Here is a 19,912-nt window from a genome sequence, read left to right as displayed (position 1 = left end):
TCCTTCATGGATGCTTCTTCCAACATCGTTTCCAAATCCGTATAGCAATACTCAGACGTTGCCGATTTCCCACATGTTGCTTCACTCCATCCGCATTCTTCTCTATGTTTTATTTCGTTCCGATGATCACAACATCACTTTCAAAGCTGTGCATGTCGATCATGGATCGATCCTCGTGGACGGACACTTCCGTTTGCGCAAATCGTCTCTCCGCTAAATCAATCGTTGTAAACTTGTAGTCCTGTACGTTGATGCTTAATCGCACCCTCGTGTTAACGGGAACATACAAGACGATGGTATTCTCGTTGCCCGCAGCTCTGATTTCCCCTGTATTGTTCAAAATAATGTCCAGCGGCTTAATGCCAATCAGGTTATACATTTCGAATACATACTTCATAAAGGAATAATCCCACGCGCCTTCAAAACGCAATGCCATTCTCCAATCATAAGGGCTATCGAAGCCCTCCCCTTCTACAATGCCGAACTTTTTGCCCTTCTTATGCCAGCTCCAAATGCCGTGTGCTCCATAAGTGACTCCGGCTCCCCCGCCTGCAAGAAGACTTTGCCATGCCGCTTTTCTGGCATCCAGTGCCGTATATCTGCCATATACATTGCGGCTGTAGCTAATTTGTTCATAGCAGGGTTCTCCATTAATTACAGGTCGTATTTCCGGCTTGTGATAGAAATGCTGTGCAATCTCGTGAGCTACATGTTGAAACTCGGAATTATGTCCTGATTGATACATATAAAATCCAAGCCCCTTGTGCTGTGCAAAGACTTCCGGAATTTCTCTCAATCTGCCTTGGATATGCAGGGTGGTCAAGCTTGTCGGGCTTAATTCCTGTACTGTTTCCAGCGCCTTCAAATAGTACGCATTAGCACGTTCTGTTGGAAAATCGGTATCCCCGCTGATTAAATATACAGGCTCGAATCGGGAATAGCGGTTCACAACATAAGCTACATAGTTTTCAACGCAATCCAACGGCATTTTATTGCCCTTTTGGAACATTTCAGCCCACGTATCCGGCACATAGTTACACCACAGAAGAACCAACGCCGGAATAAATCCGCGCTCTACAGCCATCTGGAGCATGACTTCTGCCCGGTCGAAATAGGCTTCGTTTAATGCATGGTAGTTAAAATCTCCATTTTCCATTAATGCAAACGGTTGCAGATTCAAATCTGATTCACTTGCATCCCATTGCCGGAGCATATTGATTTGTAAAACGTTGAAGCCCTGCATTTTTCGATAGTCCAGGTATTCGCTCCACTCTTCAATCGTCGCGTTGGTAAACGCGCTCCAGACAGTATCCGCCAAATAAAAGAAAGGCTTGCCCTCTTGTGTAAAACTTCTTTGATTTTTAGCAATGTTAAAGCTCAAATCAATCACCTTTCCTTTTTTGCCCAATTCAACAAACAAAACAAAATAATATATTTTATATAATAATACATAAAATAAACTAAAATAAAGCGTTTTACACTTGGATTTTAACATCACAAGTAATACGAGGTCAATATTTTTTATTTTCTATTTTTATTTCATTTAGTTTAATTTAGTTTAGTTTATAAAGTAAACTTCCTCACATAATAATGATATAATTTATGTAGTTTAGTCCAATAGGAGGTTCCACGTTGAAAATTGATGATATTGCAAGGCTTGCCGGTGTATCGAAATCTGCCGTCTCCCTTGCTTTTAATAACAAACCCGGAGTTAGCGAAGAAACCAAGGAGCATATTTTAAAAATTGCCCAAGAACACGGATATAAACCGCGGACCATGAAGTCAAATAAAGAATTCATCAAAAATCACCATGTCATTCGGTTTGTTGCATGTAAAAATACAGACATTGTGATAGAGCATTATGACTCTCTTCCATTTTTCAATGAATTAATTCATCATATTACCAACCAGGTAAAAGAACATGGAAACACGCTTATTTTCTCGTCCTTTGATAGCCATAATCTCGAAGAGGAATTGTCTGCCTTGGAAAAGGATCAGCCCTCCTCAGGAGTGCTTTTACTGGGCACGAATTTAACTGCCGAGATTATTCATTCTATACAATCCATTCATGCCAATATCGTTATTTTGGATACTTGCTTTGAACACATCGACGCCAGTTTTGTATCCATTAATAACTACCTTGGCGGGTATCAAGCAGGTCAATATTTGATTCAGTCTGGACACAAACAAATAGGATACGTGCAATCCAGTACCAGAATCCTCAACTTTAAGAAACGAAAGGAAGGGTTTATGGCAGCTTTAGAGGAACAGGGTCTTACCATAGATGATAGTCTAACCTTTAATATGCATCCCATGCTGGTCATGTCGCAGGATTCTTTTAAAGCAGCTATCCAAGAATTGGACGAGCTTCCTTCGGCCCTGTTTTGTGAAAATGACTACATGGCGATTAGCGCGATTAAAACGTTTCAGGAAATGAATATTCGAGTACCTGAGCAAATCTCCGTTATGGGGTTTGATAATATTCATGAGGCCAAGGTCATCAGCCCTGAACTAACTACCATTCACGTGAAAAAGGATGTTTTGGCCCAGACAGCTGTTAACTTGCTTATGGAGAAGCTCAATCAAAACCAGGAGCATCACACGCAGGTGCTGGTGAACACCGAGGTTATTGAACGAAAATCTTGTTTAGCCTCTCAATGAGGCTTTCATCAGGAAAGTTCGTTATGATTCATGATTATGTATGGTGGACAGGCGCTGCCTGCATGATACTCGCTATTCTATGAAGTCGAACAGGAGTTAATAGAATAAAATTAGAGGGGCTGAATCTCATCCTCAGCCCCTTCCTGATTTTCTCGCGCAATCAATACGCGTCTTCTTGGCCTGACCCCATACTTCTAACATATGTTTCCTTTAAGCCAGCAGAGATGCCATATAGCGGTTCCCATCGAAGCCAATGTCGGGCGACTGTGTTGCTAAGGCAGCTATGGTGAATGTCTCCCGGACGCGCGGCTGAATATACGGGGCGAACGGACGAACCGTGCAGCTTTAGCAAATCATAGGCCAATCGATTGATGGATGTCGTTCGTCCCGTACTTACATGTACCGTCCGTTGATCTGCTGCACGCATCGCCGCTATATTCGCTCTGACTACGTCCTTGACGTACACAAAGTCGCGGGTCTGCGTTCCGTCGCCGTGAATGAGCAAGGGGCTTCCTTTTTTTAACCGCTCCATAAACAGAGCGACTACACCGCCCTCTCCCTTCGGCGCCTGGCCGGGGCCATACACATTTCCGTAACGCAAAATCGTGTAGCTCATGCCGTATAACCGATGAAAAAGCCGAATATACGACTCTGCGGTCAGCTTGGACAGTCCATAGCCCGAGATCGGCTCCGTGGGATCATCCTCCTGAATATACTGCTTTTGCAGTTCTCCGTATACGCCGGATGTAGATGCAAATATAAGTTTGGATACACTGGCCTCATGGCAAGCCTGCAACAGATGAATCGTCCCCAGCACATTCACATCCGCGTCCTCATCCGGTTGATGAATAGAATGCTGCACATCAGCCTGTGCCGCCAAGTGAAACACAATATCCGGGCTTTCCCGAATCAGCAGCGTCCGGATCTCAGAGCTGCGTATATCCGCCATATGCAAGACCGCGCGCGGGTCCACATTTGCGACATTCCCGGTCGTCAGATTATCCAGTACATGCACTCTGATACCCGAGTCAGCAAGCGCACGCACCAGATGGGAACCGATAAATCCGGCTCCTCCAGTGACCAAAGCCTTCATAAGCGCACCCTCCTTTTATACCTGAACGGGTCGGCGCTTGAACCTTACCAGCAACTACGGAGACAGACGCATCCCGTGCGTTGTTTATGCCAGTATGACAGTCCATATGTGCTATCCCCTCTCACACTATTTTATGCGTTGCCGCACAGCTTGGCACAGGCGAAAGCACAAATAGACACCTAAAGCGATCCATTGCATGTACGCAGTACCCATAGTTGTGAAATACCAGAATCTGCGTATAAAAATTCAAAATATTATACATATGACTACTTTGTAATGAATAATACATGGGTGAATGCTCGTGTCGAGGGATAAACATCGCTCATATAGTAAATTACCTATCCAAAGGAGGTGACAATCATACCCGAGAAGTGCATAGGGTATGTAGCCCGTGAGCGTAAAATCTAAGGTAATGTTATTCTCACATATTTGCCATCCGGATCGAATGTCGGGTGCCGAGAAATGGCTGCTTTTTTTAGCCAGAATCCTTACCGGGCAATATGAGGTTGTGTTGGTTGTTCCCTGTGCCGGCATGCTGTCGATAGAAGCAGAAACTGCGGGTATACGTATTGTCATTCAAGATTCTCCACTGCTGTGGTCCTTGTATGAATCATCGCCAGCTATGCATCAGGAATTTGCTAAACAAGAGGCTTCCAATTCCTACCAATCCCTATTAACCCTTCTCCACATGCATAGACCGGATTGGGTGATTGTTAACACAGCGGTAAATGCGTTGCCTGCGGCTGCGGCAAAAAAAGCGGGCATCCCCGTTGCTTGGATAATAAACGAAATTTTGTATCCAGAGGCACATCAGATTGATGCAGTGCGGATCGTAAATCGTTATGCAGATTGGATTATCGGTATATCGGAAGCAGTACTTGCCCCCTTTAAAGATTCAATAGTTAATAATAAAAAAAGGCTTATATCCCCTTCCTGGAATGATACTGAATTGCATCCTGAAAAGTGGGAGGAAAATCGTCGTTATCTGAGGGCAGTCCATAATATTGTCGACCACGAGACGCTGATAGGGCTCGTATCCGGGATAGTTTCAGCCCATAAAGGAATTGATCAATTTATCAATATGGCCGGTAGACTAATACCACACTTTCCTCAAGCCAAATTTCTGATTGCTGGAAGTCTAGAAATAACAGACTACTTCAATAAATGCCAAACATTGGCGCATTCAACCTTAGATCCGTCACGCATTATATTTCTTCCGTTTGCCAAACACATTGAACAATTATACCCTGCGCTTGATGTTGTTGTTGTACCTAGCATGATTGATGAAGGCTTTGGAATGACTGCTCTTGAAGGGATGGCATTCGGCAAACCAGTGGTTGCTTATGACTCAGCAGGACTTGGTGAGCTACTCCAAAACACGGGTAATGAGGAATTTTTAGTGCCTAAAGGTGATGTGGACAGACTTTCACAAACAATTGCTGATCTCCTTCAACATAAAGATCACATGCTGGAAATAGGAACTAAAAATCGCAAGGAAGCCGTGGAATCTTTCGGCATAGGTATATTCCAAAACAGGCTTAATAACCTGCTCCAGGAAATTGATGCTGTCGTTCATGACCTGAAGAAAACAATATAAAGTTTAAGCCAGGCATTCTGGGAGAAAGTAAAAAGCGGATTAGATCATAAGGTACATCTGAGCAATCCAACCTAAAAAAGGGGCATTTACATTTAGCAGATGTAAACCGCCTCTTTTTGTTGATTTTTTTATAAACCCAAATAGTGCAACATACCAATAAAATGAGATACGTAGGTTTCTAAAGCGAAAGTAGATTCTATATGTTCTCTGCCTTTCTTGCGAATTGAATTACGTAGTGGATAATTTCTCATCAATTCTAACCCTTGTTGAACCGCTGCTTCAATACTACCCGTTGGATAAAATTTACCTGTAATGTCATGTTTAATAAAAGCACGTACTCCGTCAGAATCGGTAGAGAGGATAGGACAACGGCAACTCATTGCTTCTGCTACCGCATAACCAAACCCTTCAAGTATAGAAGTGGACAATAAGTATCCTCCAGAATCTCCGATAGCAGAATAATAATATGGCATTTCGCTGTGCGGGATGTTGGAAAATAGAACCAATCGATGTTCCAAATTAAAATCAGCAACCATTTTCAGGAAATCTTCTCGTTCAGAACGTGTACACAAATTAGGATCTTCAAACAACCATAACCGCAAGTTGGGCTCCTGGTCCACAGAATGGTGGACAATCTCTAAACATTCACGCCAATTTTTGTTAGATTCAATTCGTCCTACCCAGCCGATGATTGGATATGAATGTTTAATATTCGGACGATATTGAATTTTGGCAGTATCAACACAGTTGGAAAAATTAAAGTGGATTTTCGTGGGAAATTGTGCAAATAACTGATTCAAATGAGAAGTCGGAGGATATAACAAGGCATCGGCATAAGACAAAATGTATAATGCTGCATTATTTATAAATTGAGTCGCATATTCCATTGGGCCAAGCCCTTGCACTTCAAAAATAATAGGTCCGGTAAAGCCTAATCTTCGCAAACGCTCAAGCATAATAAAGTCTGATGATACAACGACTGCTTCGAAACCTTCTTTTTTTAGCAATTGCTGAATTTCCTGATCATCATCCGATATATGTGTAGGGCAGCTAGAGCCGTTCTGTAGCCCTGCGCCATCACGGCTATATAGAAAATGGCAGTTTACTCCATATTTTCGCAACACTTCCCCACGGGTTCGGTTCAGGGTTTCCATTCCACCGCTTGGAACAATATAGGTGAATAATATTTTCAAATTTTCCACCACCCTTCTATGAACTATATATGAATCAACGGACAACTTTGGTTGAACAAAATAACTATTTTACCTTTAGTAAATTTCCCAAAATGAATTACCATATGGTGATTCGTCCACAATGATGAATTCGTTTTAACATACCGTAAGGTGAGGAGAAAAGCGCATGAAGATTGCGAGGTGAGGAAATGTGGAATCGTTGCCCAAAGTGAGTGTCATCATTCCCTTTTTCAATTGTCCGTACGTAGATCAAGCGGTAGCCAGCGTCTTAAATCAAACTTATCCGAATATCGAAATTATTGTCGTAGATGATGGGTCAACTATGCATCAAGAACATTTGATCCCTTATATGGATCGAATCTATTATATTGGAAAAATGAACGGTGGCACGGCAACCGCGCTCAATTATGGCATACAATTCTGCACGGGAAAGTATATTGCTTGGCTTAGTTCAGACGATAGGTTTTATTCGACCAAAATTGAACATCAAGTGAATTTTATGGAGCAACATCAAGCCGAGGCCAGTTTCACTGATTATCATGTCATTAACAAAGCGAACAAGATAATATGTCACAATGCAACCGCTAAATTCATGACAGTACGTTCCTTTATTGAGGCGTTTTCTTCCTACTGCCCATTAAATGGCTGCACGGTAATGATGAAAAAGGATTATGTTCGCAACATCGGATACTTCAACGAGAAGCTGTTATATACTCATGATTATGATTTTTGGATTCGTATAATATTGAACCATACAAAATTTCACTATTTAAATGAGCCTCTCACCGCCTACCGCCATCATGAACAAATGGGTACGGTCCAACATTACCAAGCTATTGTGCGGGAATTAGAAACCGTCAGACAGACATATCAGCCACAATTACAAATGCTTCTGAATACTCTTTAATTTTAAGGAGAGAATTTTATGCTGGTCAGTATCGTTATCCTTACGTTAAACAACTGGGAATTAACGGAACGGTGCCTGAATAGCATCGTTCACTATACTACCATTCCCTACGAATTGATCTGTATTGACAATGGATCGACAGACGGTACTCAGCATCAACTACGTCATCGGGAGAACGTACATTTAATTGAGAATGGAACAAACCGTGGATTTGCAGCAGCTTGTAATCAAGGCATTAAGGCATCTACAGGGGATACTATTCTTCTACTCAATAATGATACGATGGTATCTCACCATTGGCTGGAAAATTTAATTCATGCACTTTATAGCTCATCGGATATTGGTATTGTCGGTCCTGTGTCCAACATGGTGACGCCAATGCAGCGTCTTCCTATGTCCTATTCAACCACAGAGACATATCATGAATTCACCAAAAATTTTAATATTGCTAATCCCTCACTTTGGCGAGATACAACGGCTTTAAGCGGATTTTGTATGTTGTTCCGTCGTCAATTGATACATCAGATCGGGTATTTAGACGAAGCATTTCCGGGAGGCGGCTATGAAGATATTGATTTCGGGTACCGGACACTAAAAATAGGATTAAGGCTCCTCATCGCAGGAGACAGTCATGTCCATCATGAGGGGAACGCCAGTTTTACACATAATTCAATTGATATGGCTGAATGGGGCCAGAGAAATCGCCGAATATTTCTAAGAAAATGGAATTTTAACCCTGAACGTCTCATTTACGCATTAGATGAATTCTTTTTCCCCGGACGGGTAACTACCGGGCATCCGCATCATCAACCTAAGGATTCTTCTTTGCCTAATGGAATACTCATTCGAGACTCTAAAGCAAATATTTATCAAATCGAGAAAGGGCTTAAGCGGCCTGTCGGGTCGCTTGATACTTTTCATGCTTTCCATTTTCGTCTCGATCGGGTAATCCAACTGTCGGATGCCATGGTGAACAGTATTCCCAACGGCAAGCTGTTACTGCATAATGGCCAACTTCACGATCATTTCCCAGCGGTTTACATCGCTAGAGATCCTGTGAACAATATGCACCTGATCAGCCATGGTCTGCGCTACCCCTTTCACGATTTCGAATCGTTCCGTTTGCTGGGCTATGAGGTCAACGAATCGATTCCTCTTTCATTCGCGCAGCTGGAGACTTTGCCCATTGGCCCGCCTATCGATTTTAATGTTTTCGAGGAGCACGAACTGATTGATTACCGGCTATATATGGGCCCGAATCACGGACTGTATTATGCTGAGGGCGGACGGTTGCGGCCTATTCCCAGCCCCAGGGAGCTTCATGCGTTCGGGTGGCATACACAGCAGCCGATCCCTCTCCCGATTGATGTATTTCACCGGAGCCCACAAGGTCCAATGATCGTGGCTTAAGGAATAACCACAGGCTGGTTCCTAATAGAACCAGCCTGTGGTTTAATTACTTTTTGCGACATACAGCGAGAATAAAACCAGTAATTTGCACTTAACCCCTCTATCATTCGCACACTCTAAAACTACCCTTTTTTCATATATTGATATTACAAAGGGGGTGAAAAATATGGCAGTTTTTTCGATAGGAGCAATTGAAAACCTGAATCCAAATGCCACTTTCCATTCGAGTTCTGTTGTAGTACGTATCACTAATACAACAGCAGCAGCACTTTCTCCCATTGTTGTTCATGCTTATAGCGCGCCTGGGAGCGCACCACCAGGTACAGCAGCAGTACCTTATTTCTTAACCACATTTGCCTTGGCTGCAAATGCAGTCGTCACACTTACGATTCCTACTGTAGTACCCGCATATATCATTAACGTTTCATCTCCAGCCCCAGCCGCAATCGCAAGTGATATCTCGATTGCGGCCCAAGGAAAAGACGCTGCTGGAAATTTCGTACCGGAACACACATTCCCGTTCGGCGATTGGGCAGTAATTAGCACTGTAGGACCAACTTCATAACAAAGGTATTATTTTCCTAACTAACTTGGTCTCTCCCTACCATCATTAGTCATTTGTAATTGGCCTGTGAATCTGCGTGCTCTATACTGGCACTGCAGGTCACAGGCTTTTTCCTTAATCACATGGCCTACGCTTCTACACGCAGATTTCGCATATATAGATATCCAACGGAGGCTTGTCTATCCCATGATTGGATTCTCACAAGCTAGAATAGGTTTACCAACAAAAAAGAGGCCGAAACTGCTCAGCCTCTGCCTTCCCAGCCTTATATGACGCTCCTCTGATTCGTACTACATAGCAGCAAATCCGTTCAGCAGCTCAGTTAAGCTGGTTCTGTAGCGCGCCTGGGTAATTAAGTATTCCTGTTCAATGACATGCCGATGCTTATTTGTTCCCATTTCATCATGCCAGCGATAATTGACCAGCGACTCATTCAGAAAAGGAAATGGATATCCTGCCAGCATCACTCGGTACCACATATCCAGATCATGAGTATACGGCAGCAATTCATCGAACAGACCGATATGTGAGAACAGCTCCTTTTTAAACATGACCGTGCATCCATTAACCGGATTACCATGCTGGAAAAAACGGTAAAACTCCGTCATGGACGGGAGTACGGGGGCTGCCTGATACGTTATAATTTGGCTGTATTGATTGATGGAATTGAAGTTGGTGTGGGAGATATGTGCACCTTGCTCCAACATAAAGGAAACCTGATTATTAATTTTGTCTCTTTGGTAGGTATCATCGGAGCTGAGCCACGCAATATATTCGCCGCTGGCATGACGGATACCATGATTCAGCGCACTGGCTGTTCCACCGTTGGATTTGCCCAAATAAAAGATATATGGAAGATAGGGCTGAAGCAATTCGCGATGTATCGTGGACCCATCATCGACGACAATAATCTCAAGCGGTCCATAGCTTTGCTCCAATGCGCTTTGCAAAGCCTGATTCACATATGAACAGTTGTAAAAGGGAATGACGATCGTTACTTTCGGTCTCATATCGTTCCTTCCTTTCCAGCTCGGCGGTATTGAATCATTTCCTCTAGTGATTGCCCCAGCTGTATGGTCGGTTTCCAGCCCATGTCCTCCAGCTCCTTCGCACGGTATGCCGAAGTAGCGGCAGACTCCGCTGTATCCCCCCATTGTATGGGGACAGATGTATTCGCCAGTGCAATCATACGTTCCACGATATGGCCCAGCTCTACGATACTGCCTGTGCAGACCGGGTAAATGCGGCCCGGCACACCTTGCTTCAGCAGCACACCGTACGCACGAACCGCGTCTCGAACGTCCAGAAAATCACGCTGCGCATGTCGGGAAGATACCCGGAACGGGGCAGCTTTAGTAACCGACTGCCCTTTCATGCGCTCCGTTCGAACGATATACCCCGCCAGTAATGCGCAAAAGCCGGTGGAGGGACCCGGGCCAATCAAGTTGCAAGGCTCCGCCAGCATAACAGATTGATCGAACAGCGCACCCCACGAAAGCGCGACTGCCTCTTGAAGGCTTTTACTGAGGCTGTACGGGTGCGTAGGATTGTACGGAGCCTGCAAAGCCGTCTTTAGCCGAGAACCCGCTACAACAATCCGGGCTTTGGGGAAAGAGCGCAGTACATCCAGCAAATACAATGTAGACAGTACATTGGATTCCATGTACAGCAGTGGACTCTGCCATGATTCAGGCACCGAATTTTTACCGCCTAGATGAAGCACATAATCTGGAGCAATCTGGCGAATGACTTCGCCAAGACGTTTTTTGTCGAGCAAATCGCACACATAAGGCGTGATACAGACATGAGTGCCGGTATCTGCGCCGGGGTTCTTATCATCGCCAGCCAGTGAGGTCAGCTTTGATGCGGAAGCGGCGGTGCGAGTCAGCGCCGCCACCTCCCAGCCAAGCTTTGCAAAATAGCGGCAGGCGTGCATCCCGGTATAGCCAGCCGCCCCGGTAATGATTATGACTGGCCGACGCGGTTCCGCTGTGCTTCTGTCCATTCCAGCAGCTCCTTCAGCATGATGCTGTAGTGAGGAACATCGTAGAGCAGATCGGCCCGGGTAGAACGAAGCGTCCGATCCTGCACCGGCTCATCTTTCGGCACGATCCGAATATCCTCCCTCTTCCAGATGTCTTTGAACAGCAGCAGCAAATCATGCTTGCTGATCGGTTCGGGGTGAACCAGATGAATGAGACCGTCCAGCGGCTCATTCATAAGCACCCGTATCGCTTTAGCCAATTCCAATGTTGTGACCCCGTTCCAAAAGACACGGCGATACCCGTCAACATCTCCGCTCTGCTGCAAGAACCAGTGTAGCAGACCAATGCCTCCCGGCCGAATTTCCGGGCCGACAATAGAAGTCCGAATGGTCAGATGGCCTGCCGCCTTTACCTCTCCGAGTATTTTCGTCACAGCATAGGCGCTTGTCCCATCAGTCTGATCCATTTCCTTATATAAACCAGGCACCCGCTTTCCCTCAAATACGCAATCCGTACTGATATGAATGAGATGGGCACCGATGCCGTCCGCCGTCCGTCGGAGAAGATGCGGCAGCAGTCCATTGATTTGGTAGGCTGCAATCTGATCCTCCCCGGCATACTGATTCAGTACGCCCACCGCATTAATGATGACGTCTGGCCGCACACTCCGCACTAGTTGCTCCACCATAAAGCTGTCCCTTACATCCAGCAGCAAACCGCCTTTATTTTCGGGATCACGGGTAGTGTAGAAGACGTTATACCCGTCCTGATTCTGAAAATAATCGACCAGGACATGGCCTGCCATACCGTTACCGCCCAAAATAAGCAGTTTCATTTAATGAACCCCCCGCGCTGGAGGATGCTTCGAATTTCCTCTTTCGACATCAGATTGAACTCCGAGCTAAAGCTGCTGAATGACACCGGAGGGCACTGATTATAGCGGTCTTTTAATTGAGGAATGTTCAGCGTTGGGAGAATGATCAAATATTGCTCGTCATACACAACCGTCGTCAGGCTTTCAAAGTCACTCATCAAAATCTCATGGATTTTCTCGCCGGGACGGACACCTTGTTCTACAATTTCTACATTTTCCACGCCGGAATCTTCAATGAGCACCTCAGCCAGATCCACAATACGACAGGTTGGCATGGTCATGATAAAAATTTCCCCACCGATGCTTTCAACCGAAGCTTTGAACAGAAGACTGATCGCATCACGCAAGGTCAGAAAAAAGCGGGTCATTTTCATATCTGTGATAAAAACCTTGCCCTTTTGGCGAATCTGGCTCTGAAACAGATGCACCACGCTTCCGTTTGTACCCAATACGTTGCCGCCGCGCACTGTCACGAAGTGTGTGTCGCTATTCAGCAGATTGGCGTAAACAATCAGTTTTTCTCCAATCGCCTTCGTCATACCGTAAAAATTGGACGGATTTGCGGCCTTGTCAGTCGATATATAAATAACTTTCTTCACTTGATTGGCAACAGCGGCCTCGATCACGTTTTGGGTGCCCACAACATTGGTTTTGAGTGCTTCATAAGGCTGATCCTCGCAGACAGGCACATGTTTGAGAGCCGCCAAGTGAAACACATAGTCCACACCCTGACAAGCAGTAACCAGCGCTTCCTTATCCCGAATATCTCCAATACAGAAGCTGAGTCGTTCATCCTCAAACTGCCTGTTCATGGCAACCTGGTTCGATTCTCCTCGTGAATAGATAATGACCTCTTTGGGGTTACGCGGCAGTAGCTGGGCAACCAGTTCATGCCCCCAGGAGCCGGTACCACCGGTAACCAAGATACGTTGGTTTTCAAACATGCCGTTTCCCTCCAAGCAGAAATTTAACTACTTTATCCGACACATCCTCCGCCAGATAACCTGCTGGACACTGCCATTGATGAGGCATCCCGGTCATCAAGGCTACTGCGTTCGCTATAACCTCGCCACTCAGCCCGGATACGATATTGCTACCGCAATCCACCGTTTCCGGTCGTTCTGTCGTCCAGCGCATCGTGACCGTCGGCACGCCCATGATGCAGCATTCCTCCTGTACGGTGCCGCTGTCCGTTAAAGCGCAGCGGGCATGCCGCTCCAGCAGCACGAAGTCAAAAAATCCGAACGGTTGGTGGAATTCCACCAGCGGATCAAGCTGGATCGGCGGATGGCTTGCAATTCGGGCGGCGGTGCGAGGATGAATACTGCAAATGACCCGCTGCCCGGATTGCCGGGCTACCCGGTTAAGACCATCCAAAATAGCCAGCAAATGCGGCGGATGGTCGACATTTTCAGCTCTGTGGGCAGTAACCAGGAAATATTCCCCCGGCGACAGTCCGAGCGTATTCAAGATGTTGCTGCCAGACACCTCTTTCTCATAATGCTGCATCACTTCGTAGATCGGATTCCCCGTCAGTACAATTCGTTGACTCGGAAAGCCCTCCCGTATGAGATGCTGCTTGCTTTGCTCCGTATACGGCATATTAATCGTAGAAATGGCGTCAATGACGCGGCGGTTCTTCTCCTCCGGCACATCCAGGTCATAGCAGCGGTTCCCTGCCTCCATATGCACGACCGGGTAGCCCATGCGTTCTGCAAGCAAAGCACATAAAGCACTGTTTGTATCACCAAGCAGCAGCACATAATCCGGGCGTTCCTTGTTTAAAATGTCCTCCATCTGCGAATACATGGCAGACAGCTGTTTGCCCAGCGTCCCCGCCTTCTCCTGAAGCACATAATCCGGGGTACGCAGACCCAGTTCACGGAAGAATTGCCCGCTCAGGCTTTCCGTGTAATTTTGGCCCGTATGCACAAGCACATGTTCATCTGCATAGCGGTCCAGCTTCGGAATGATCAGGCTGAGCCGTATAATTTCCGGTCTTGTGCCGAGCACGGTCAATATTTTCATGATTTTGGAACCCACCTTTGCTGTCGTTGTTTCATTAAGCTGTGGAGTTCAATGGATGAGATTCATTCAGCTGACTGGATATGCTCCAGTTAAACGTTCAGTTCAACGGCCCGGTGTACGTTCACCCGGACCGTTGTCTTGTACGCCGTCCAGTCTTAAGCGTGGCTCGCTTCCGCTTATGTGCGTGTCGCCGCCGTAGCTTAAGCTTGAATTTTCGCTTGAGCTTCGGCGACATTGAGGATCCGCGAGTGCTCTTGCGACGGCCCCTGCCGTTGCTGCCACTGCTAAGCTTACGGCTCCTGCGATTACGCAGTCTGATATGCCTGCGGCCCTTCGGCCATCTTGCACGCATGCTGCGCTTGCTGCGGCGCGGTTCTGGCTGTGACTCAGGCAAAGGAGGAACTGGTTGCGGCAAGCCTTGAATAGCCGCATATTCGATTGGCGGCAGCCCCAGCACAGGCAGCTGACAAATCACCGATTCGGGAAATTCTCGAATTGTGCTGGTAAACGCCTCGGGTATAGCGATGACCGGACGCAGCCCTTCGCCTTCCCTCGTCCATACAGGTCCACCCGGCTGCTGAATCAGCGGAAACCAATGTGGATGATGACACACCCATTGACTAACCATGAGATGCAAGTTGCCTCGATAGGAATCGGGTCCGTAAACACGCGTAGCCGCGCTGTTATTACGTATCCCAATTCGTTCTATTTCTTCGGGATGATCGAGCAGATAGCCCACTTTTTGCGCGAGCATGTCGCTGTTCCCCGGCTCCACCAAAAAATCCGTATTTCCGGTCGCCTCCATCAATTCGACCAATCCGCCCTGCGCAAAGGCTACAACAGGCTTGCCGTAAACCAACCCTTCCAGTGCCGTCAGACCAAAGCCTTCCTCTACCATACTGGGAATTACAACAATATCCATCGCGCTATAGGCAGTCGACACAGACGCCTCGAATGAGTTGAACTGAAAGCGGCGACTATAACGAGATTGGCGGATTAACGTGACACATTCTACGTAATATTCCGAATCCACCGGGCTGCCAATAATCCAGAAACGACAGCGCGAATGGGTTTCGCACAGCTTTAGGGCCATCTGGACAAAAGGCAGCAGCCCCTTGGCTTTGTTGATAAAGGAAGAAATATAACCAATGCAAATATGAAAATCCCGCAGCCCCAGCTTCTCACGTTTTCTTTTACGTTCCAGTGCATGCTCCTTGGGAGGCGGCATATCCATATCCCGGCAAGGTGACAACACCGTATGCGGGCGTGCCAGCCCCCCGCCATGCAGAGGGCGCATAACGGCTTGTGAAATGCCGATGACCCATTGACTGTAACGCTCAATGATGGAGACAGAAACTGGCGTATGCTCATTCTGGTTAATAACCTCAGTTATTTTCCAGATGACCGGAATATTCAGCTCTTGGGCAGCCATCGCAGGCATAACGTTCACACAGGTATTGATCAGCACCACATCAGGGCGAGCTTGCTGCAGCATTTGGAGCAACGGCGCATACGCAACATGGTTCCGCAAATTCTCCGCATCCTGCGCCAATCCCTCATACGGGGTATACATGCCGTGCAGCATAAACAGGTTCTGAATCTGAACAGTGATCCCGCGCTTGCGGGCAATCGAGGTCAGCCGCCCTTCACCAGGGGTTACCAGAATGCAGTCAAAGTACGTACGAATACCCAAACAAAATTGCAATAACAGTTTCTCGGCTCCCGTAATATTACGGACGTTGCTGACATGGCTGAATAACATCATCTTCGGCTTGATTGGAGTTCACCTCCTTTAAAATAGCAACCAGCAGGTGTGCGAATGGTATTATGGAAATACAATCGACAGCAGCTGGTCTATCCGGTGACCATACGTGTGCTCCCGCAAGGTTCGTTCCAGCGCGCGCAGAGCAATTTCGCGGCGTTCCTTTTCATGTGTCAAATAAAACTCAATCTTCTCCAGCAATTCCTGCTGAGAGCTGTACGTCTCAATCTCTTCTCCCGGCTTGTAAAAACGGGCCAGATCATCCCTTGTATCGGTCAGCTGCAAGGTGCAGCTGGCGCAAATTTCGAACGTACGTGGATTCGGGGACACCCCCGGAATTTTCAGCACGTTGTTGTTCACCGAATCATCCTGATGGGAACGATGAAGATTAATCACGATTTTGCTGCCGTTATAAGAATCATTGGTTTCGGCCGGGGACATCCAGCGGCCCAGCTCAATTTTGTCGCCATACAACTGATAATCAGGAAGACGATCCCACCAGATTCCATTGATTTTAGTGTTGCGTGCCATAAGCTGGGGCATAATCGGATTAAAGAAATAGATGCGATTCCAATAAGCCGAACCGGTAAAGCCGATTTCACGTCTGATCGGAGCGGGCGAGCTGATCGGAAAATAGTGAGTCGGAAATGCCCCGAAGGGCAAATAGTGTACAGATGAGCAGCCCAGCTGACGGTACAGCTCTAAACAATTCATTTCCAGTGTGAATACATGATCATAATTCGGAACAATTTTAGTCGTGGTATCAGTGTAATAAGGATCGTCTGTAAGCCAGATGGCGGTTGGGATGCCTAACTGGCGTACCGCAGCAACCTGCTCCACCGGGAGATCCATCCCATCCAGTGACAGCATCAGATTCGGACGGAGCTGAGCGGCAATATCTCCCACCGGCTGGCGCGGGTCCGATACGGTAACCTGAGCTGTCATGCTTTGCAGCGTGTTAATGACTGCCTCATCCAGCGGAGCATACGGAAGGCCTTTGCCCGAGACGACATACAGTACATGGATTTGTCGAAAAGGAAAAACGGCTTGCGTCCGGGCAACAATGGCGTTGGCGCGTCCGCGCAGGTATCCTTCGTCGTAGCCGTCATGGAGCCCCGCGGCCCTCCCCTTTTCCCAAGAGGCTGCCGCCGTTAGATGAACAGCCGGGTCATACGGTCCTGTCGTAGATATCGTCATCACTTTCACTCCTCACTGTATTTGGTATTTACTCTAGGCCATCGCCTTGTCCAGCAATTCTTCCATACGATTCGAGTACATATGCTTTTGCATGGTCGTATGCAGCGCGCGCCAGGCCATACGTTCGCGCTCCCAGTCATGCTTGAGATAGTAGTCTAGCTTGACCTGCAGTTCCTCAACTCCAGAGTAGGTTTCGATATCATAGCCTGGCTGGTAATAACGGCTCAGGTCCTTCCGAATGTCCGTTATTTGAAGCGTACCGCAAGCCGCAATTTCGTATGTGCGGGGATTGATGGACTCCGCTGACAGCTGATGTGTATTCCGGTTATCCAGTCCGGGGTCTGTCGGGCGGTGCATATTGATGACAATTTTGGAGCCGTTATAGTATTCAGCGGTCTCCTCCGGCTCCATAAAAACCGGACGGATAAAACGTTCCAGCACATCTCGGCGGGTCAGCCGATCCCAGTGTCCACCTACGATCAGCACTCTTTTGTCAGCCAGAAAGGGAGCGAGGTGGTCAAACAGCTTCACACGATTCCAGAAGGCATTACCGATGAAGCAAATATCATGCTGATGCTCCCGCACCACCCGCCGGGGATAAAAGATACGGGCTGACGCTGCGAGCGGCAAATAGTGCACCCTCGCTACTCCCTGATTGCGATAAAGCTGCAAGCAGGACATTTCGTGCGTAAATACGACATCGTAGGATTGACAGATCAACGCTGTATCCTCCGTAAAGTAGGGATCGTCTACAAACCAGATGACCGTCCGAATGCCCAAGGCTCGTATTCGCTGCACCTGCTCCAGATGATCCTCCGGAAAAATATGCAGCCCGTTCATAACAAGCACGAGGTCGGGACGGTGGACCTCGGCGTCAGCCAGCATCGTAGCGGGCTTACCGATGACGAATGCGCTGCACAATTGGCCTAATGCGTCTTGCACACCTGTGTCTATAGCAATGAAGCCTTGCGGAATGTACAGCACTTTCAAAGGGCGAGCAGTTGGCTGTATTGCCACGACCTGTGACAGAGCAGCCGTGCAACCGCCCATTCTGCGTCCTTCCCGGTAGCCGCATCGGTATGCTTCGCGTTCATTTCCGCTTCGTTGATCGTTCACATCCTTCACCCTGTCCTGTTGTAGGATAAACTTCTGTCACTCCTAAACTATATGCGGAGGGGCCTAACGCATCATGGACGACTGCCACTGCCCGGACAAAATTGGCGTTTGCCTGTCCAACTGCCTAAACCGCAAATACCCCCAAAGCTGTTAGCCTCGGGGGTGGACGATAATTATGATCCGCACGATTTACTGAGCCTTGTATGCGATCTGGTGGCCATCTTCATAGCCTTTTGCAAAACCGGAATTGAAGCCTTCGTTGTAAGCTGCATCATAGCCCTGCTGAAATGCCTGCGGATCATGCTCCAGCCGGGCAGGCTCGGACTGTGGACTCTCAGCAGGAGGGGCTGCGGCTGCCGCCGGGATCTGAGATTTTTTGCGCCGTCGCATCAGATGACGACTTCTGCGTCTGCGCATTGAATGAAGTCCTCTTCTACGACGTCTTAGAGCAAGCAGGCGTCTTCTTCTCTGTTTTAATCTGCGAATGCTGGAACGCCGGGCATCTCTGCGTCTTTTGCGGGCTTTGCGCCGAGTAATGCGTTCCCACCTTGTACTCATTTTCATTCCTCCTCTGTTTTTCCGTGATGGCTTCATTTTTTTGAACAGGAATATGGAGCCACGGCCGCGTCGGTTTTCCATATACCTGCCGCCTTAATGGAATACCTGCCAGCATTTGCGTGATTTCTCCCTGGTAGTTGCTGAGTATCCGAATGGTTTCCTCCAGACGGGTAGTCGACACATCCGCATGGGGCGTTAAGTCCGCAAGACTGTTCAGCATCCGGGCGACGGCGTGCTGGCTGGCAGCAATAGACTCCAGCATATCCAGCTTGATCTCGCGTTCACGCCTCATGCTCATTAGCTCATATCCCCCGAGCCCATTCCTCCCATCATCCCTTCCATTCCGCCACCCTGCTGCTCATCCTGATCCAGCAATGCCTTGAGATTGCTGCAAAGTCCAGTCTGAAGCCGGGTGAGTCCCTCCAGCATTTCCACCATCTGCTCATGAACTTCCAGCGGCCGTCCCAACTGCTCTTCATCGGTATCAAATGCGTTGGGTGCCAGATGGTTCAGCGCCCAATTACGCATCTTTTCCGCTTCGACCGCCTTGGCCTCCAGGATCATGGACACGTTCCGTTGCATTTTGGAAGCTGAATCCAGCATATGAATCATTGCTTTTTCCCTACTCATGTGTTCACTCCCTGCCCTTGGTTGGTACGTTACTCCTCTTCCGGGTATGCCGTCTCTTTCACGACACGAACGAGCATTTCAGCCATTGCTTCCTGAAGATCGGCAATACCGTTCAAGTAGGCAACAATGCTTTTGTTTACTTGTGCCGAGCTTTCCAGAATGCCCGGAATTCCGTCAAAACGCGGCTCCTCATCCGGCAGTTCATGTATGATCTGCGCCATACGCACGACTACCTGCCGTTCCGCATCCAACAACCTTGACATCTGTTGCTGCGAATGTGAAATATGAACTAGCAAATCATCTACCTCGTTATGCATAAGCCCCTCCTTTATGTGC

The 19,912-nt window shown here is 47.4% G+C and carries 20 protein-coding genes; 5 read left to right on the top strand and 15 right to left on the bottom strand.

Annotated features, from left to right (window positions below; all coding sequences use genetic code 11):
* Window positions 1-109 precede the first annotated feature (109 nt).
* On the bottom strand, window positions 110-1,390 hold the full coding sequence (locus B4V02_RS05250; RefSeq protein ID WP_094156942.1) for a glycoside hydrolase family 140 protein: 1,281 nt from the start codon (window positions 1,388-1,390) through the stop codon (window positions 110-112).
* Between the two features lie 242 nt (window positions 1,391-1,632).
* On the opposite strand from B4V02_RS05250, the gene B4V02_RS05245 reads away from it, so the two are divergent.
* Window positions 1,633-2,661: a LacI family DNA-binding transcriptional regulator gene (locus tag B4V02_RS05245; RefSeq protein WP_007431849.1), complete on the top strand. Its 1,029-nt coding sequence runs from the start codon at window positions 1,633-1,635 to the stop codon at window positions 2,659-2,661.
* Between the two features lie 160 nt (window positions 2,662-2,821).
* Here B4V02_RS05245 and B4V02_RS05240 read toward each other — a convergent pair whose 3' ends face one another.
* Window positions 2,822-3,754: an NAD-dependent epimerase/dehydratase family protein gene (locus B4V02_RS05240; RefSeq protein WP_094153999.1), complete on the bottom strand. Its 933-nt coding sequence runs from the start codon at window positions 3,752-3,754 to the stop codon at window positions 2,822-2,824.
* Window positions 3,755-4,145: 391 nt separating this feature from the next.
* Between B4V02_RS05240 and B4V02_RS05235 the strand changes: the two genes are divergently transcribed.
* Window positions 4,146-5,351, top strand: coding sequence for a glycosyltransferase family 4 protein (locus tag B4V02_RS05235; RefSeq protein WP_094153998.1), 1,206 nt, complete (start codon window positions 4,146-4,148; stop codon window positions 5,349-5,351).
* A 128-nt stretch (window positions 5,352-5,479) separates the two neighbouring features.
* Here the strand turns inward: B4V02_RS05235 and B4V02_RS05230 are convergent, their stop codons facing one another.
* Window positions 5,480-6,553 (bottom strand): glycosyltransferase family 4 protein, encoded by a 1,074-nt coding sequence (locus B4V02_RS05230; RefSeq protein WP_244188454.1) that lies wholly within the window; start codon window positions 6,551-6,553, stop codon window positions 5,480-5,482.
* A 181-nt stretch (window positions 6,554-6,734) separates the two neighbouring features.
* On the opposite strand from B4V02_RS05230, the gene B4V02_RS05225 reads away from it, so the two are divergent.
* The 3 genes from B4V02_RS05225 to B4V02_RS05215 all read left to right on the top strand — a co-directional run bounded on the left by B4V02_RS05225 (window position 6,735) and on the right by B4V02_RS05215 (window position 9,426).
* A complete protein-coding gene (locus tag B4V02_RS05225) occupies window positions 6,735-7,451 on the top strand; it encodes a glycosyltransferase (protein ID WP_094153996.1) in 717 nt (238 codons plus the stop codon).
* A gap of 18 nt (window positions 7,452-7,469) precedes the next feature.
* Window positions 7,470-8,861, top strand: a complete 1,392-nt coding sequence (locus B4V02_RS05220; RefSeq protein WP_094153995.1) for a glycosyltransferase family 2 protein — start codon at window positions 7,470-7,472, stop codon at window positions 8,859-8,861.
* A 166-nt stretch (window positions 8,862-9,027) separates the two neighbouring features.
* Entirely contained in the window at window positions 9,028-9,426 is a 399-nt protein-coding gene (locus tag B4V02_RS05215) for a hypothetical protein (RefSeq protein WP_007431855.1), read from the top strand.
* Between the two features lie 290 nt (window positions 9,427-9,716).
* Here the strand turns inward: B4V02_RS05215 and B4V02_RS05210 are convergent, their stop codons facing one another.
* The 12 genes from B4V02_RS05210 to B4V02_RS05155 form a co-directional block, all read right to left on the bottom strand.
* Window positions 9,717-10,436, bottom strand: a complete 720-nt coding sequence (locus B4V02_RS05210; protein WP_007431856.1) for a glycosyltransferase — start codon at window positions 10,434-10,436, stop codon at window positions 9,717-9,719.
* The gene (locus B4V02_RS05205) at window positions 10,433-11,431 is read right to left on the bottom strand and encodes an NAD-dependent epimerase/dehydratase family protein (protein ID WP_094153994.1); all 999 of its coding nucleotides are present in this window, start codon (window positions 11,429-11,431) and stop codon (window positions 10,433-10,435) included. The genes B4V02_RS05210 and B4V02_RS05205 overlap by 4 nt, the downstream gene beginning before the upstream one ends.
* On the bottom strand, window positions 11,392-12,246 hold the full coding sequence (locus tag B4V02_RS05200) for a dTDP-4-dehydrorhamnose reductase family protein (protein ID WP_094153993.1): 855 nt from the start codon (window positions 12,244-12,246) through the stop codon (window positions 11,392-11,394). Before B4V02_RS05200 ends, B4V02_RS05205 begins: the two co-directional genes overlap by 40 nt.
* Window positions 12,243-13,229, bottom strand: coding sequence for a polysaccharide biosynthesis protein (locus B4V02_RS05195; protein WP_094153992.1), 987 nt, complete (start codon window positions 13,227-13,229; stop codon window positions 12,243-12,245). The genes B4V02_RS05200 and B4V02_RS05195 overlap by 4 nt, the downstream gene beginning before the upstream one ends.
* On the bottom strand, window positions 13,222-14,313 hold the full coding sequence (wecB, locus tag B4V02_RS05190) for a non-hydrolyzing UDP-N-acetylglucosamine 2-epimerase (RefSeq protein ID WP_094153991.1): 1,092 nt from the start codon (window positions 14,311-14,313) through the stop codon (window positions 13,222-13,224). Before wecB ends, B4V02_RS05195 begins: the two co-directional genes overlap by 8 nt.
* A 121-nt stretch (window positions 14,314-14,434) precedes the next feature.
* Window positions 14,435-16,078, bottom strand: a complete 1,644-nt coding sequence (locus B4V02_RS05185; protein WP_094153990.1) for a glycosyltransferase family 4 protein — start codon at window positions 16,076-16,078, stop codon at window positions 14,435-14,437.
* Window positions 16,079-16,138: 60 nt separating this feature from the next.
* Window positions 16,139-17,272 (bottom strand): CgeB family protein, encoded by a 1,134-nt coding sequence (locus tag B4V02_RS05180; RefSeq protein ID WP_094153989.1) that lies wholly within the window; start codon window positions 17,270-17,272, stop codon window positions 16,139-16,141.
* A gap of 33 nt (window positions 17,273-17,305) precedes the next feature.
* Window positions 17,306-18,397, bottom strand: a complete 1,092-nt coding sequence (locus tag B4V02_RS05175; RefSeq protein ID WP_094153988.1) for a CgeB family protein — start codon at window positions 18,395-18,397, stop codon at window positions 17,306-17,308.
* Between the two features lie 180 nt (window positions 18,398-18,577).
* Window positions 18,578-18,805, bottom strand: coding sequence for a hypothetical protein (locus B4V02_RS05170; protein WP_167383743.1), 228 nt, complete (start codon window positions 18,803-18,805; stop codon window positions 18,578-18,580).
* Between the two features lie 16 nt (window positions 18,806-18,821).
* A complete protein-coding gene (locus tag B4V02_RS05165; RefSeq protein ID WP_094153987.1) occupies window positions 18,822-19,244 on the bottom strand; it encodes a hypothetical protein in 423 nt (140 codons plus the stop codon).
* Entirely contained in the window at window positions 19,244-19,576 is a 333-nt protein-coding gene (locus B4V02_RS05160) for an alpha-helical endospore appendage domain-containing protein (RefSeq protein WP_043891250.1), read from the bottom strand. Before B4V02_RS05160 ends, B4V02_RS05165 begins: the two co-directional genes overlap by 1 nt.
* A gap of 29 nt (window positions 19,577-19,605) precedes the next feature.
* On the bottom strand, window positions 19,606-19,893 hold the full coding sequence (locus B4V02_RS05155; RefSeq protein ID WP_007431869.1) for a hypothetical protein: 288 nt from the start codon (window positions 19,891-19,893) through the stop codon (window positions 19,606-19,608).
* Window positions 19,894-19,912: the final 19 nt, after the last annotated feature.

The sequence above is a fragment of the Paenibacillus kribbensis genome (assembly GCF_002240415.1).
Taxonomy (GTDB): Bacteria; Bacillota; Bacilli; order Paenibacillales; family Paenibacillaceae; genus Paenibacillus; species Paenibacillus kribbensis.
The sequence above is the reverse complement of the archived record's forward strand: the minus strand, read 5'-3'. Positions and strand labels throughout refer to the sequence as shown.